The sequence below is a fragment of the Xylanimonas protaetiae genome, from assembly GCF_004135385.1.
GTDB lineage: Bacteria > Actinomycetota > Actinomycetes > Actinomycetales > Cellulomonadaceae > Xylanimonas > Xylanimonas protaetiae.
The window spans coordinates 930,162-943,134 of record NZ_CP035493.1 but is presented as its reverse complement, the minus strand read 5'-3'; the positions used below and the strand labels follow the sequence as shown (position 1 = coordinate 943,134).

The following is a 12,973-nucleotide window of genomic DNA, read 5'->3' as shown; positions in this document are numbered from 1 at the left end:
CCGGCGGGCGCGGGGACCCTCCCGGCGGGCGCGCGACAGGGTCGCACGCCTGCGTCGCCCGACCGCGGGGCGGCGCCCGCCGCTGCGCAGACCGTGAAACCGCGAGATTCCGCGGTTTCGTACGCATTTCTGGCGACGTTCCCGCCGCGTCGGCCACGTCGGGCGCCCGCGCAGGGGCCCGTGCGAGCGCTGCCCGTCCCCTCCGCGGGCGCCCCGACCGCCGCCGGACGCCGTCGTGCCGTTCACCTGGCGTCCACATCTTTTGTCCCCAGGGCTGTGGACGGTGTGGGGATTCCGCGGCCCCGCCTGTGGACGACGTTGTGTCTTGTTCACAGGCCTGAGAAAGACGTGCTAGGCGTCTTGCACAGCGGGTTCCCGGCAAGTAGAAACGACTCCAATGGTCTCGACGAAGAGGACGCTCCAACCCCAGCTGCAGCGGGTTGGCATACCCCGCCGAAGAGACAAAGGTCGACCGGATAACGACGGGCCGTCCCGCGCCGCGGTGTGGGGCTGTGGGTGACGACACAGGTGCTCGAGCGGGGCCGGAAGACCACCCGCGTCCGGCGGTCCGTGGAGAACGGGTCAGGGGTCCCTCGCGAGGACCGATCCCTGAGCTGACGGGTTGCCGGGGCCGTGTCGTCGACACACGGCGCTCTGGTCGGTGGGACCCACGACCAGCGGTGCGCGGTGCACCCGAGGCCCCCCGGCCGTCCCGGGGGCCTCGGCCATCCCCGCCGCGTGACCCGGCCGTAACGAGCGCCCGGGTGTCGGAACGTGGGTTCCGGATCGGAACGTGCGGCGGGATGCACGTTCCGATCCGGAACCCACGTCCCGACAGGGAGCGCTTCGACCGGAACCCAGGCCGGCGGCGAGCGCGCCCCCCGGCCCGTAGGTTGCCGTCATGAGCAACCTCGAGTCGCGTCCCGCCGAGCAGGTCTGCGCCGCTGGCGACGCCCCCGCCGGCGTGCAGCTCCTCACCGCGCGCGACGTGCCGCTCGGCGGCCCGCGCGCGATGGCCGTGCGGCGCACGATCCCGCAGAAGGTGCGCTCCCTGGTGGGCGCCTGGTGCTTCTGCGACCACTACGGGCCGGACGACGTCACGGCGTCGGCGGGCATGCAGGTGCCGCCGCACCCGCACACCGGGCTCCAGACGGTGAGCTGGCTGTTCGCGGGCGAGATCCTGCACCGCGACTCGGTGGGCTCGCTGGAGACGGTGCGGCCGGGGGAGCTCAACCTCATGACGGCGGGCGTCGGCATCTCGCACTCGGAGGAGTCCCCCGCGGGCGTGCGGCCGCCCACGCTGCACGGCGTCCAGCTCTGGACCGCGCTGCCGGGCGACGCGCTCGGCGTCGAGCCGCACTTCGAGCACCACGCCGACCTGCCCGTCGCCGAGCACGCCGGCGGCCGCGTCCAGGTCTTCCTGGGCGCCCTCGGCGCGCTCGTCTCCCCGGCGCGCACGTACACGCCGCTCGTCGGCGCCCAGGTCGACCTCGTCCCCGGCGGCCGCGTCGAGCTCGACGTCGACCCCGCCTTCGAGCACGCGCTCCTGATCGATGCCGGGGACGTCACGTTCGCCGGCGTCGTCGTGCCCCCGGACCAGCTCGGCTACGTGGCTCCCGGCCGGGACCGGCTCGTGATCGAGGCCGGGCCGGACGCCCCGGCCCGCACCGTCCTCCTCGGCGGCGTCCCCTTCGAGGAGGACATCGTCATGTGGTGGAACTTCGTCGGCCGGTCGCACGACGACGTCGCCCGCGCCCGCGCGGACTGGATGGCGCAGGTGGCCGACGACGGCGCCGGTACCCGGTACGCCGACGGTGCGGCCGGCCGCCGCTTCGGCGAGGTGCACGGCTATGCCGAGGGCCCGCTGCGCGCCCCCGTCCTCCCCGACGTGCGCCTGCGCCCCCGCACACGCCCGCGCTGAGCGCCCGCGCGGCCGGCCCGCAGGAAAGCACGAGAGGCCGGCCCGCAGGAAAGCACGAGAGGCCGGCCCGCAGGAAAGCACGAGAGGCCGGCCCGCAGGAAAGCACGAGAGGCCCGACCGAAGACGGTCGGGCCTCTCGCACGTGGAGCGGACGACGGGAATCGAACCCGCGCTATCAGCTTGGGAAGCTGAAGTTCTGCCATTGAACTACGTCCGCGCTGCCACGCCCACGGGGGGTGTGCGCCCCGATCATACCCACATCCGCTCCGGGGTCGAGGAGCCGGGGCCGCGTGCGCCCCGCTCCGCGCCCCGGGTCCGCGTGTCGCTGACCTTCCGATTACGGTGGGCACGTGCTGCTCTCCGACCGTGACATCGCCGCCGAGCTCGACGCCCAGCGGGTCGTCATCGACCCGTACGACCCGGCGATGCTCCAGCCGTCCAGCGTCGACGTGCGTCTCGACAAGTTCTTCCGGCTCTTCGACAACCACAAGTACCCCTTCATCGACCCGGCGCAGGAGCAGCCCGAGCTGACCCGCCTGATCGAGGTCCCCGAGGGCGAGCCGTTCGTGCTGCACCCGGGCGAGTTCGTGCTCGGCTCCACGTTCGAGACGATCACGCTGCCCGACGACGTCGCCGCGCGCCTCGAGGGCAAGTCGTCCCTCGGCCGCCTGGGCCTGCTGACGCACAGCACGGCCGGGTTCATCGACCCGGGGTTCAGCGGGCACGTGACGCTCGAGCTGAGCAACACCGCGACGCTGCCGATCCTGCTGTGGCCCGGCATGAAGATCGGCCAGTTCTGCTTCTTCCGCCTGTCCAGCCCGTCCGAGCACCCGTACGGCTCCGGCGCGAACGGCTCGCGCTACCAGGGCCAGCGCGGCCCGACGGCGAGCCGGTCGTGGCAGGGCTTCCACCGGAGCACGGTCTGAGATGAGTTCCGAGCACTCTGACGGAGAGGGGCCGGCGCACCGCTACGCTCGGTCGCGCCACGAGGGTCTGCGACGACGTCGCGCGCCCTTGCCCTCCCGGAAGGAGCTCAAGCGCATGGCGCAGCCCGCGACCCACCCGACGCTCCCTCGCACCGTGACGCGCGGGCACGAGGCCCGGCACCTGCTGGCGCTGCCCGGCGACGTCGTCGTCGACGAGGTCGAGGTGCTCGCGCTGTCCCGGTTCACGGCGACGCGCTGGGAGGTGGTGCCGCGCGACATGCCCGGCGCCGACGTCCCCGTGGGGCGCATGGCCGGCCCCGGTGAGCCGGGCGTGCTGCGCCTGTCGCGGCACTCCGCGCTGAGCGGCCCGTACGCGCCCGCCGGCCAGGGCTTCGACCCCGGCCTGCCGGCCGGCACCGCGATCGTGTTCGACGTCGTCTGCCCGCGCGAGCGCTGGGACGACCCCGTGCCCGCCGACGGCGGCGACAAGGACGGCCTCGCCCGGTCCTTCCCCGCCGGCCTGCCGAACCGCGAGGAGGAGCGGGTCGTCCTGTGGCTCGTCGCCGCCGCACGCCGCCTGGGCGGCAGCGTGCGCCTCGACGTCGGCGGCCTGTGGTCCGACGACGCCGAGCAGCCGTGGGGGGCGGGCGTCGTGCTGACGCCGGACCCGGGCGCCGCGGTGAACCTGACCCTCTACTCGGACGTGTGGCTCGACCCGCAGGCCTGCCACCGCGTCATCCAGGCCGTGCACCCGCGGGCGCACCTGGCCACACAGGGCGCGCCCTACCAGGGCCCGCCGCCCGGCATCGCCGAGCGGCCGCTGTACCCGGGCGAGCCGCTCGACCCCGACGAGCGCCGCGCGCTGCACGCCGCCGCCGACGACTTCGACATCGCCGCCCTCCAGGAGCCGCACGTCCTGGACGGGTTCGGCGTCACGATCGACCTGGGGCTGGACGGCTGGGTCACGGTCGAGGTGGCGGGCGAGGACGTCGTCCCGCTGCTGCTGCGCGACCTGCCCTGGGTGCGCTCGGGCTGTGTCGCCTACCGCGTGATGTGGGACGCTCCGGACATCGTCGACGCGAACCGCGAGCGCCCCTCGCACACCCACCTGGTGGCCCGGAAGCGGTCCGCCGAGCTGGTCGCGCGGGTCGCGCGCGCCCTGTGGGAGGCGGCGGGCGGCGAGCTCGCCGACGAGTCGGACTTCCTGGTCGACCCGGACGACCTGTAGGTCGTCGTGCTGCCCGTCGTCGTCGCCCACCTGCTGCTGGCGCTGGCTGCGCCTGCCCTCGTGGGGTGGCTGGGCCGCAAGGCCTTCTGGGTGCTCGCGCTGGGCCCGGCGTCGGCGGCCGGGTACGCGTTGTCGCAGGCGTCGGCGGTCATGGACGGGCGCGTGCCCGTGGAACGCATCGAGTGGGTGCCCGCGCTCGGCCTCGCGCTGGACTTCCGGCTCGACACGCTGTCGTGGCTGATGCTGCTCGTGGTGGGCGCGGTCGGGGCGCTCGTGCTGCTGTACTGCAGCGCCTACTTCTCGCGCGGCGCCGTGGGGATGAGCCGGTTCGCGGGCGTGCTGGTGGGGTTCGCGGGTGCGATGGCGGGCCTGGTCACCGCGGACGACCTGCTGCTCATGTTCGTGTTCTGGGAGCTGACCACCGTCTTCTCCTACCTGCTCATCGGGCACCACGCCGACCGCAAGGCGTCGCGCCGCGCGGCCATGCAGGCGATCGTCGTCACGACGGCGGGCGGCCTGACGATGCTCGTCGGCGTCGTGGTCCTCGGGGTGAGCGCGGGCACGTGGCGGGTCTCGGAGATCCTCGCGGACCCGCCGTCGGGCGGCGTCGTGACGGTCGCGGCCGTGTGCCTGCTGGCCGGTGCCGCGACGAAGTCGGCGCAGGTGCCCACGCACTTCTGGCTGCCCGCGGCCATGGCCGCGCCGACGCCCGTGAGCGCCTACCTGCACGCCGCCGCGATGGTGAAGGCCGGCATCTACCTGGTCGCCCGGTTCGCGCCCGCGTTCTCCGACCTCGCCGCCTGGCGGTGGGTGGTGCTCGTGCTCGGCTCGGCCAGCATGCTGCTGGGCGGGTACCGGGCGCTGCGGCAGCACGACCTCAAGCTCGTCCTCGCCTTCGGCACGGTGTCCCAGCTCGGCCTGCTGGTGCTGCTGCTCGGGTACGGCACGCGCGCGGCGGCGCTCGCGGGGCTCGCCCTGCTGGGCGCGCACGCGATGTTCAAGGCGTCGCTGTTCCTCGTCGTCGGCGTCGTCGACGCCGCCACCGGGACGCGCGACCTGCGGCGGCTGGCCGGGCTCGCGCGGCAGCTGCCGCTGACGGCGGCGGCCGGCCTGCTGGCGACGGCGTCGATGATCGGGCTGCCGCCGTTCGCCGGGTACGTGGCCAAGGAGGCCGCGCTGGAGGCGTGGGCGCACGACGACGACCCGCTCGGGCGGGCGCTGCTCGTCGTCGTCGCCCTCGGGTCCGTGCTGACGGTGGCGTACGGGCTGCGGTTCGCGTGGGGCGCGTTCGGGCGCAAGGCGCCCGCGCAGGCGGAGGACGCCGGGGACGTCGTCGTCAAGCGGCCGCCGCTGCTGCTCGTCGCGCCGCCGTTCGTTCTGGCCGTGCTGGGGCTCGCCGTCGCCCTGCTGCCGCAGGTGGGCGACAACCTGCTGGCCCCGCACGCGGACACCTACCCGACCGGCGAGACCGGGCACCTGACCCTGTGGGCGGGGTTCACGCCGACGCTGCTCGTCACGGTGCTCGTGCTCGCGGCGGGCGCCGCGCTGTTCTGGCAGCGCGAGCGCGTCGAGCGGCTCCAGGCGCGCGCCTGGTCGCCGCTCCCGGCCGACCTCGTCTACCGCCGCTCCATGCGCCGGCTCGACGACGTCGCCGCCGACGTCACCGGTGCCACGCAGCGCGGCTCGCTGCCCTTCTACCTGGGCGCGATCCTCGTGTCCGTCGTCGCCGGGCCGGGCCTCGCGCTGGCCTGGGGGCTGCGCGGGGCCGTGCTGCCCGGCGCCGCGGAGGCCGGGGGCGACGCGTGGCACGTCGGGCCGCTCGCGCTCGTGCCGTTCGACCGGCCCGCGCAGCTCGTCGTCGTGGCCGTCATCGGCGTGGCCGCGGTGCTCGCCTCGCGCGCCCGGCGCCGGCTCAAGGCCGTGTTCCTCGTGGGCGTGGCGGGGTACGGCAACGCCGTGCTGTTCCTGCTGCACGGGGCGCCCGACCTCGCGCTGACCCAGGTGCTCACCGAGACGGTCACGCTCGTCGTCATGGTGCTGGTGCTGCGCCGCCTGCCCCCGTACTTCTCCGACCGGCCGCTCGCCGCGAGCCGCTGGGTGCGCCTCGCGATCGGCGTGGGCGTGGGCGCGGTCATGATGCTGCTGGTCACGGCCGCTCCGCTCGCCCGGACGCACCCGTCGATCGCGCAGCTCTTCCCCGACCTGGCGCTCGACGGCGGCGGGCACAACGTCGTCAACGTGACCCTCGTGGACATCCGCGCGTGGGACACCGTGGGTGAGATCTCCGTGCTGCTCGTGGCCGCGACGGGCGTCGCGTCGCTCGTGTTCCTGCGGCAGCGCTCCGCGCGGGCCCCGCGCGTGCGCGACGAGGGCGTGCCCGTGCGCACGCCCCTGCCCGCGGCGTCCGAGTCGCGGGTGCAGCGCCGCAGCTGGATCGTCGCGGCCCCCACGCTGGCCCCCGAGCGGCGCTCGATCCTGTTCGAGGTGGTCACGCGCGTCGTGTTCCACGCCATGATCGTGTTCGCCCTCTTCCTGCTCTTCCGCGGCCACAACGGGCCGGGTGGCGGGTTCGCGGCCGGCCTCGTCGTCGGGCTCGCGCTCGCGGTGCGCTACCTCGCGGGCGGGCGCTACGAGCTGGGCGAGGCCGCGCCCGTGCACCCCGGCCTCGTGCTCGGCACGGGGCTCTTCCTGTCCGCCGGCGTGGGGCTCGTGTCGCTGCTGTCCGGGCAGCACGCCATCGAGAGCTTCCTCGTGGACCTGCACCTGCCCCTGTTCGGCACGGTGCACGTGGTGACGTCGCTCTTCTTCGACCTGGGGGTGTTCCTCGTCGTCATCGGGCTCGTGCTCGACGTGCTGCGCTCGCTCGGCGCCGAGATCGACCAGCAGGGCGACCTCGAGGGCCGCCAGGGGCGCACGCTCGGCGGGAGGGCCTTCTGATGGTCGTCCTCGACAACGTCCCCTCGTTCGCCCTCGTGCTGGCCGTCGGCGTGCTCTTCGCCACGGGCGTGTACCTGCTGCTGGAGCGGTCGCTCACGCGCGTGCTGCTCGGGTTCGTGCTGGTGGGCAACGGGGCGAACCTCGCGCTGCTCGTCGCGGGCGGGCGCGCCGGGGCCGCGCCCATCCTCGGGGCGGCCGACCCGGCCGTCCAGATCTCCGACCCGCTCGCGCAGGCCATGGTGCTCACGTCCATCGTCATCACGCTCGCCCTCACGGCGTTCGTGCTCGCGATGGCGTACCGCTCGTGGCAGCTCAACGGTCACGACGAGGTCCAGGACGACGACGAGGACCGCCGCATCGCCCGGCTCGCCGCGCGCAACGAGGCCGTCTGGACCGACGTCGACGCCGCCGAGACCGGCGAGACGCTCGACGAGGAGGCCGCCGAGGTGCACGACGACATCGAGGAGAGCCTCGCCACGAGCGCGCCCGCCGCCAGCGCCGCGGGCGAGGCCTCCGCCGGCGCCGCAGGCGCGGCCGAGGGCGGTGACCGGCCCTGATGTGGTCCGCCGCGACGCTCCTGCCGCTGCCCGTGCTCGTCCCGCTCTTCGCGGCGGGGCTCACGCTCGCCCTGCACCGCCACCCGCGCGCGCAGCGCGTCATCGCCGTGACCGCGCTGGCGGTCGTCGTCGCCACCGCCGCCGTGCTCGTGGGGCTCGCCGACCGCGGGCCCGTCGTCGCCGTCATCGGCGACTGGCAGGTGCCCGTCGGCATCGACCTCGTCGCCGACCGGCTGTCCGCGCTCATGCTGCTGGTCAGCGGCGTCGTGCTGCTGTGCGTGCTGCTGTACTCGATGGCGCAGGGCGGCGCGGACGGGTCCGACGACGTCGAGGTGGTGGGCGACGGCGACCGCGCCACCGACGCGGCGGGCGACGCCGACCTCGCCGAGCGGCGCGACGTGCTGCCGGTCGCGATCTTCCACCCCACGTTCCTGGTGCTGGCCGCGGGCGTCGCCAACGCGTTCCTCGCGGGCGACCTGTTCAACCTCTACGTCGGGTTCGAGATCCTCCTCGCGGCCTCCTACGTGCTGCTGACCCTGGGCGGCACGGGCGACCGCATCCGGGCCGGGTCGGTCTACGTGGTGGTCGCGCTCGTGAGCTCGGTCGTGTTCCTCATGGCCGTCGGGCTCGCCTACTCCGCGACCGGCACCGTGAACCTGGCCCAGCTCGCCGAGCGGCTGCCCGACGTCGACCCGGCGGTGCGCCTGGGCATCCAGCTCCTGCTGCTGCTCGGCTTCGGCATCAAGGCCGCGATCTTCCCGCTCTCCGCGTGGCTGCCCGACTCCTACCCGACGGCGCCCGCGCCCGTCACCGCCGTGTTCGCCGGGTTGCTCACCAAGGTGGGCGTCTACGCCGTCATCCGCACGCAGACGCTGCTGTTCCCGGCCGGGGGAGCGGGCAACGGCCGCGTCGACGAGGTGCTCATGGTGCTCGCGCTGCTCACCATGCTCGTGGGCATCCTGGGCGCCGTCGCGCAGGACGACATCAAGCGCCTGCTCTCGTTCACGCTCGTCAGCCACATCGGCTACATGATCTTCGGCGTCGCGCTCGCGGGGTCGGCGTCGACGGCCGCCGCGATCTTCTACGTCGTGCACCACATCACCGTGCAGACGGCGCTGTTCCTCGTCGTGGGGCTCATCGAGAGACGCGGCGGGACGACGTCGCTCGACCGGCTGGGCGGGCTCGCCCGGGTGGCGCCCGGGCTCGCGATCCTGTTCTTCGTGCCCGCGATGAACCTGGCCGGCATCCCGCCGCTGAGCGGGTTCCTCGGCAAGGTGGGCCTGCTCGAGGCGGGCGTGCGCAACGGGTCCGGGCTGGCGTGGGTGCTCGTGGCCGGGTCGGTGCTGACGTCGCTGCTCACCCTGTACGCGCTGGTCAAGGCGTGGAACAAGGCGTTCTGGCAGGAGGCGCCGCCCGAGGTCGTGGCATCGAGCGCGCGCGTCCCGCTCGGGATGGCGCTGCCCGCCGCCGCGCTCGTGGGCGTGGGGCTCGCGCTGACCGTGTTCGCCGGTCCCATCTACGGGTACGCGCAGCGCGCGGCCGACAGCCTCACGGACGGGCACACCTACCAGCAGGCCGTGCGGGACGACGGCGGGCTCCCGCCCGGCGACGACGTCGCGGGGGCCGACGAGTGACCGCGGGCCAGGCGGCGGCCGTCGGCGTCGCGCGGCGGCGGGTGCGGCGCGTCGTGGCGCAGTGGCCCACGATCCTGCTCCTGTCCGGGCTGTGGATGCTGCTGTGGGCCACGTTCGCGTGGGGCACGTTCGTGGCCGGCCTCGTGCTGGGCGTCGTCGTCGTGGCGGTGCTGCCGCTGCCGCCCGTCGGGGTGGACGCGGCGTTCCGGCCGGGCCGCGTCGCGGTGCTCGCGGGACGGTTCGTGGGCGACCTCGTGGTGGCCTCGTTCCAGGTGGCGTGGACGGCGCTGCGGCCCGGGCCGCAGCCGCGCGGCGGCGTGGTGTCCGTGCCGCTGCGGCCCGCGCCCGACGTGCTGTTCGCGATGACGGCCGTGCTGTCCTCGCTCGTGCCGGGGTCGCTCGTCGTCGAGGTCGACACGCGCACCGCCGTGCTCTACCTGCACGTGCTCGACCTCGACGCGGCCGGTGGCGTCGCGGGCGTCCGGGCGCAGACGCTCCACCTCGAGGAGCGCGTGCTGCGCGCGTTCGCCGCCCGGGGCGACCTGGTCCGGGCCGGGCTCGCCGCCGACGACGGAGGAGGACGCGCATGATCGTCGTGGCCGTCGTCGCGACGACCCTCATCGCGGCCGCCGCCGTCCTCGCGCTCGTGCGGCTCGAGCGCGGTCCGTCGATGCTCGACCGGACCGTCGCGTTCGACGTCCTGACCACCACGATCGTCGGCGCGGTCGCCGTCGAGGCGGCCTGGTCGCGGCGCACCGAGTCCATCCCGATCCTCGTGGTGCTCTCGCTCGTCGGGTTCATCGGGTCGGTGACGATCGCGCGCTTCGCGTCCGTCGAGCCCGAGAGCGAGAAGCGCATCCGCACGCGCGAGGAGGTCCGCGCCGAGGACGCCGCCCGCGAGGCCGCGCTCGAGGCGGAGCGCCGCGCCCGGCGCCGGGGGAGCGTGCCCCGCCCGGCCGACCGGACGTCGGCCGCCGACGACGGGGAGGAGCTGTCATGACGCCCGAACCGGGGTTCTGGACCGGGCTGGCCGACGTCGCCGCGGCCGTCTGCCTGCTGCTTGGAGCGTTCCTCACGTTCTCCGCGGGCGTCGGCGTGCTGCGGTTCTCGAACCTGCTGGCCCGCATGCACGCCGTGACGAAGCCGCAGGTGCTGGGCCTCATCCTGCTGCTCGCGGGCGTGGCGCTGCGGCTGCGCAGCGCCACCGCGGTGACGCTGCTCGCCCTCGTGGTCGTGTTCCAGCTGCTCACGAGCCCCGTGGCGGCCCACATGGTGGGCCGCGCCGGCTTCCGCACGGGCAAGGTGCGCCGCGAGGACCTCGACGTCGACGACCTGTCGGACCGGTAGCCGGCCCTCAGAACAGGGCCGGCTCCGGGTCGAGCGACCGCTCGCGCGTCAGGAGCGACTCCTTGATCGGCAGGCCGTAGCGGAAGCCGCCCAGGGAGCCGTCGGTGCGCAGCACGCGGTGGCACGGCACGAACAGGGCCGCCGCGTTCATCGCGCAGGCCCCCGCCGCGGCCCGCACGGCCGCCGGCCGGCCGGCGCGCTCCGCGTACTGCGTGTAGGTCACTACCTCGCCCGGCGCGACGCCGCGCAGCACGTCCCAGGCGTGCGCCCGGAACTCGCCGGACACCTGCCGCACCGGCACGGCGCCCGGCGCGGCGAGGTCGCCCGCGTAGTAGGCGCGGACGGCGGAGAGCGCGGCGGCAAGGACGTCGCCGGTGCCGGGGCCGCCCGGCGCGGCCTCCTCGTGCGCGGCCTCCTCGTGCGCGGCCTCCTCGTGCGCGGCCTCCTCGTGCGCGGCGTCGTCGTGCGTGGTCTCGTCTCGCGTGGTCTCGTCTCGCGTGACGTCGTCGGGCGTGACGTCGGATGGCGTGACGTCGGAGGGTCGCAGCGTCGGGTGGACGAGCGCGACGAGCGACGCGACGTCGTCGGTCCACCCGGAGGCGAGCACGGCGGCGTCGTCGGCGACGACGGTGAACGGGCCGTCGGGCGTGACGACGGTGGCGCTGCGGGCGATGGTCATCGGACTACCTCTCGTGCGGGGGTCTCTCGTGCGGCGGCGTTCTGGGGGGACGCGGCGCGCCACAGGTGCATCGCGGCGTAGGAGCGCCAGGGTGCCCAGGCGGCGGCGCGCGCGGCGAGGTCGCGGTGGCGGCGCCCGGGCGGCGTCGGGCGGGAGTCGCCGACGCCCGCCGCCGTGGCGCCCGCGAGCAGTGCGACGTCGCCCTCGAGCCAGGCGTCGGGGTCGCCGAGCACACGCATCGCCACGTAGGCGGCGGTCCACGCCCCGACGCCCGGCCGGGCCACGAGCGCGGCGCGCAGGGCGTCCGGGTCGGCGCCGACGTCGACGGTCAGGTCGCCGTCGGCGAGCGCCCGCGCGGCGCCGACGAGGGCGGCCACGCCGCGCGCGGGCAGCCGCAGCGGCCGCCCCGGGTCGGAGGCCTCGGGGGTGCCCGGGGCCGCGACGGGCACCCCCTCGGCGATCGCGGCGGCGGTGGGGAAGAGCGTCGTGAGCCCGGCGAACGACGACGCGGTCGGCGTCCCGAGCCGGGCCGCGAGCCTGCCGAGGTGCGTGCGCGCCGCCGCGACCGAGATCTGCTGGCCGACGATCGCGCGCACCACGAGCTCGTGCGGGTCGACGGCCCCGGGCACGCGGATGCCGGGCGTCGCGGCGACGAGGGGTGCGAGGGCGGGGTCGGCGCCGAGGGCGGCGTCGACGGCCACGGGGTCGGCGTCGAGGTCGAGCAGGCGCCGCACGCGCGCGACGGCGGTGGCGACGTCCGCGAGGGAGGCGAGCTCGACGCGCACGCGCACCACCCACGAGCCCCGCGCCGGGGTCGCGGTCACCTCGCACGCGGCCGGGCCGTGGGGGAGGGCGAGCGTGCGCGCGTAGCGCAGCGTGCCGTCGTCGTCGGTCGACGCCGTCTCGACGCCGGGGACGGCACGCACGGCGAGGAAGCCGAAGACGCCGGGGGCGTCGAACGGCTCGCGGACCGGCAGGCGGAGCTCGAGGCGCACGGGCTCGGCGCCGGCGCCTGGCGGTACGGCGCCGGACGGCACGAGACCGGACGGCGCGGGACCGCGCGGCCCGGGCGCGTCGGCGCGGCGGGCGGTCGCGCGCAGCGTGCTCGGCGCGACGCCGAACACCTCCTGCACGGTGTCGTTGAACTGGCGGATCGAGCCGAACCCGGCCGCGAACGCGACGTCGGCGAGCCGGAGCGGCGTGCCGACGAGGAGCGCTCGCGCCGTCTGGGCGCGCTGGGCGCGGGCGAGGGCCAGCGGCCCGGCGCCGAGCTCCGCGACGAGGAGCCGGTGCACGTGCCGCGGCGTGTACCCGAGGCGCGCGGCGAGCCCGGGCACCCCCTCGCGGTCCACGACGCCGTCCGCGACGAGCCGCATCGCGCGTCCGGCCAGGTCACGGCGCAGGTTCCACGCCGGCGTGCCGGGCGCCGCCTCGGGCAGGCAGCGCTTGCAGGCCCGGAAGCCGGCCTCGTGGGCGGCGGCCGACGTCAGGTAGAACGTCACGTTCTCGGCGCGCGGGGTGCGGGCCGGGCACGACGGGCGGCAGTAGATGCCGGTGGTGTGCACGGCGGTGAAGAACTGCCCGTCGAACCGGCGGTCGCGGGCCGCGATGGCGCGGTAGCGCTCGGTGAACAGGTCGGCCATGCAGGCATCCTCCCTCGCCCGCCGGCGGCCCGGCTAGCGGGAATCGGACGTGGCGGCGCGCGGAGTTCACGCGTCCGTCACCGCCGGTTCAGGGCATGTCG

Annotated in this window: 11 protein-coding genes and 1 tRNA gene; 9 read left to right on the top strand and 3 right to left on the bottom strand. The window is 75.5% G+C overall.

The features are described from left to right. Positions 1-901: 901 nt before the first annotated feature. Positions 902-1,921 (top strand): pirin family protein, encoded by a 1,020-nt coding sequence (locus ET471_RS04260; protein WP_129186751.1) that lies wholly within the window; start codon positions 902-904, stop codon positions 1,919-1,921. Between the two features lie 143 nt (positions 1,922-2,064). Here ET471_RS04260 and ET471_RS04255 read toward each other — a convergent pair. Further along, positions 2,065-2,138, bottom strand: a tRNA-Gly gene (locus tag ET471_RS04255). A gap of 133 nt (positions 2,139-2,271) precedes the next feature. Here ET471_RS04255 and dcd point away from each other — a divergent pair. From dcd to mnhG, 8 genes are all read left to right on the top strand, one after another. After that, positions 2,272-2,847: a dCTP deaminase gene (dcd, locus tag ET471_RS04250; protein WP_129186750.1), complete on the top strand. Its 576-nt coding sequence runs from the start codon at positions 2,272-2,274 to the stop codon at positions 2,845-2,847. A 115-nt stretch (positions 2,848-2,962) separates the two neighbouring features. Continuing rightward, a complete protein-coding gene (locus ET471_RS04245) occupies positions 2,963-4,075 on the top strand; it encodes a hypothetical protein (protein ID WP_129186749.1) in 1,113 nt (370 codons plus the stop codon). A gap of 6 nt (positions 4,076-4,081) precedes the next feature. Next, positions 4,082-7,012, top strand: a complete 2,931-nt coding sequence (locus ET471_RS04240; RefSeq protein ID WP_129186748.1) for a Na+/H+ antiporter subunit A — start codon at positions 4,082-4,084, stop codon at positions 7,010-7,012. Then, positions 7,012-7,569 carry a Na(+)/H(+) antiporter subunit C gene (locus tag ET471_RS04235; protein WP_207207324.1) on the top strand — a complete coding sequence of 186 codons (558 nt, stop codon included), beginning with the start codon at positions 7,012-7,014 and terminating at the stop codon, positions 7,567-7,569. Before ET471_RS04240 ends, ET471_RS04235 begins: the two co-directional genes overlap by 1 nt. Beyond that, positions 7,569-9,203 (top strand): Na+/H+ antiporter subunit D, encoded by a 1,635-nt coding sequence (locus ET471_RS04230; protein WP_129186747.1) that lies wholly within the window; start codon positions 7,569-7,571, stop codon positions 9,201-9,203. The genes ET471_RS04235 and ET471_RS04230 overlap by 1 nt, the downstream gene beginning before the upstream one ends. After that, entirely contained in the window at positions 9,200-9,793 is a 594-nt protein-coding gene (locus ET471_RS04225; RefSeq protein ID WP_129186746.1) for a Na+/H+ antiporter subunit E, read from the top strand. The genes ET471_RS04230 and ET471_RS04225 overlap by 4 nt, the downstream gene beginning before the upstream one ends. After that, positions 9,790-10,203 (top strand): MrpF/PhaF family protein, encoded by a 414-nt coding sequence (locus tag ET471_RS04220; RefSeq protein ID WP_129186745.1) that lies wholly within the window; start codon positions 9,790-9,792, stop codon positions 10,201-10,203. The genes ET471_RS04225 and ET471_RS04220 overlap by 4 nt, the downstream gene beginning before the upstream one ends. Beyond that, the gene (gene mnhG / locus ET471_RS04215; RefSeq protein ID WP_129186744.1) at positions 10,200-10,550 is read left to right on the top strand and encodes a monovalent cation/H(+) antiporter subunit G; all 351 of its coding nucleotides are present in this window, start codon (positions 10,200-10,202) and stop codon (positions 10,548-10,550) included. The genes ET471_RS04220 and mnhG overlap by 4 nt, the downstream gene beginning before the upstream one ends. Positions 10,551-10,557: 7 nt before the next feature. On the opposite strand, the gene ET471_RS04210 is transcribed toward mnhG, so the two are convergent. Beyond that, positions 10,558-11,229, bottom strand: a complete 672-nt coding sequence (locus ET471_RS04210; RefSeq protein ID WP_129186743.1) for a methylated-DNA--[protein]-cysteine S-methyltransferase — start codon at positions 11,227-11,229, stop codon at positions 10,558-10,560. Continuing rightward, complete coding sequence (locus ET471_RS04205; protein WP_129186742.1) at positions 11,226-12,872, bottom strand: AlkA N-terminal domain-containing protein; 1,647 nt, start codon at positions 12,870-12,872, stop codon at positions 11,226-11,228. The genes ET471_RS04210 and ET471_RS04205 overlap by 4 nt, the downstream gene beginning before the upstream one ends. Between the last annotated feature and the right edge of the window lie 101 nt (positions 12,873-12,973).

Bases quoted from the DNA above. Each gene is read 5' to 3' on its own strand.
- ET471_RS04260 (WP_129186751.1), top strand. From the start codon at position 902: ATGAGCAACCTCGAGTCGCGTCCCGCCGAGCAGGTCTGCGCCGCTGGC.
- ET471_RS04245 (WP_129186749.1), top strand. From the start codon at position 2,963: ATGGCGCAGCCCGCGACCCACCCGACGCTCCCTCGCACCGTGACGCGC.
- ET471_RS04235 (WP_207207324.1), top strand. From the start codon at position 7,012: ATGGTCGTCCTCGACAACGTCCCCTCGTTCGCCCTCGTGCTGGCCGTC.
- ET471_RS04230 (WP_129186747.1), top strand. From the start codon at position 7,569: ATGTGGTCCGCCGCGACGCTCCTGCCGCTGCCCGTGCTCGTCCCGCTC.
- ET471_RS04220 (WP_129186745.1), top strand. From the start codon at position 9,790: ATGATCGTCGTGGCCGTCGTCGCGACGACCCTCATCGCGGCCGCCGCC.
- mnhG (WP_129186744.1), top strand. From the start codon at position 10,200: ATGACGCCCGAACCGGGGTTCTGGACCGGGCTGGCCGACGTCGCCGCG.
- ET471_RS04210 (WP_129186743.1), bottom strand. From the start codon at position 11,229: ATGACCATCGCCCGCAGCGCCACCGTCGTCACGCCCGACGGCCCGTTC.
- ET471_RS04205 (WP_129186742.1), bottom strand. From the start codon at position 12,872: ATGGCCGACCTGTTCACCGAGCGCTACCGCGCCATCGCGGCCCGCGAC.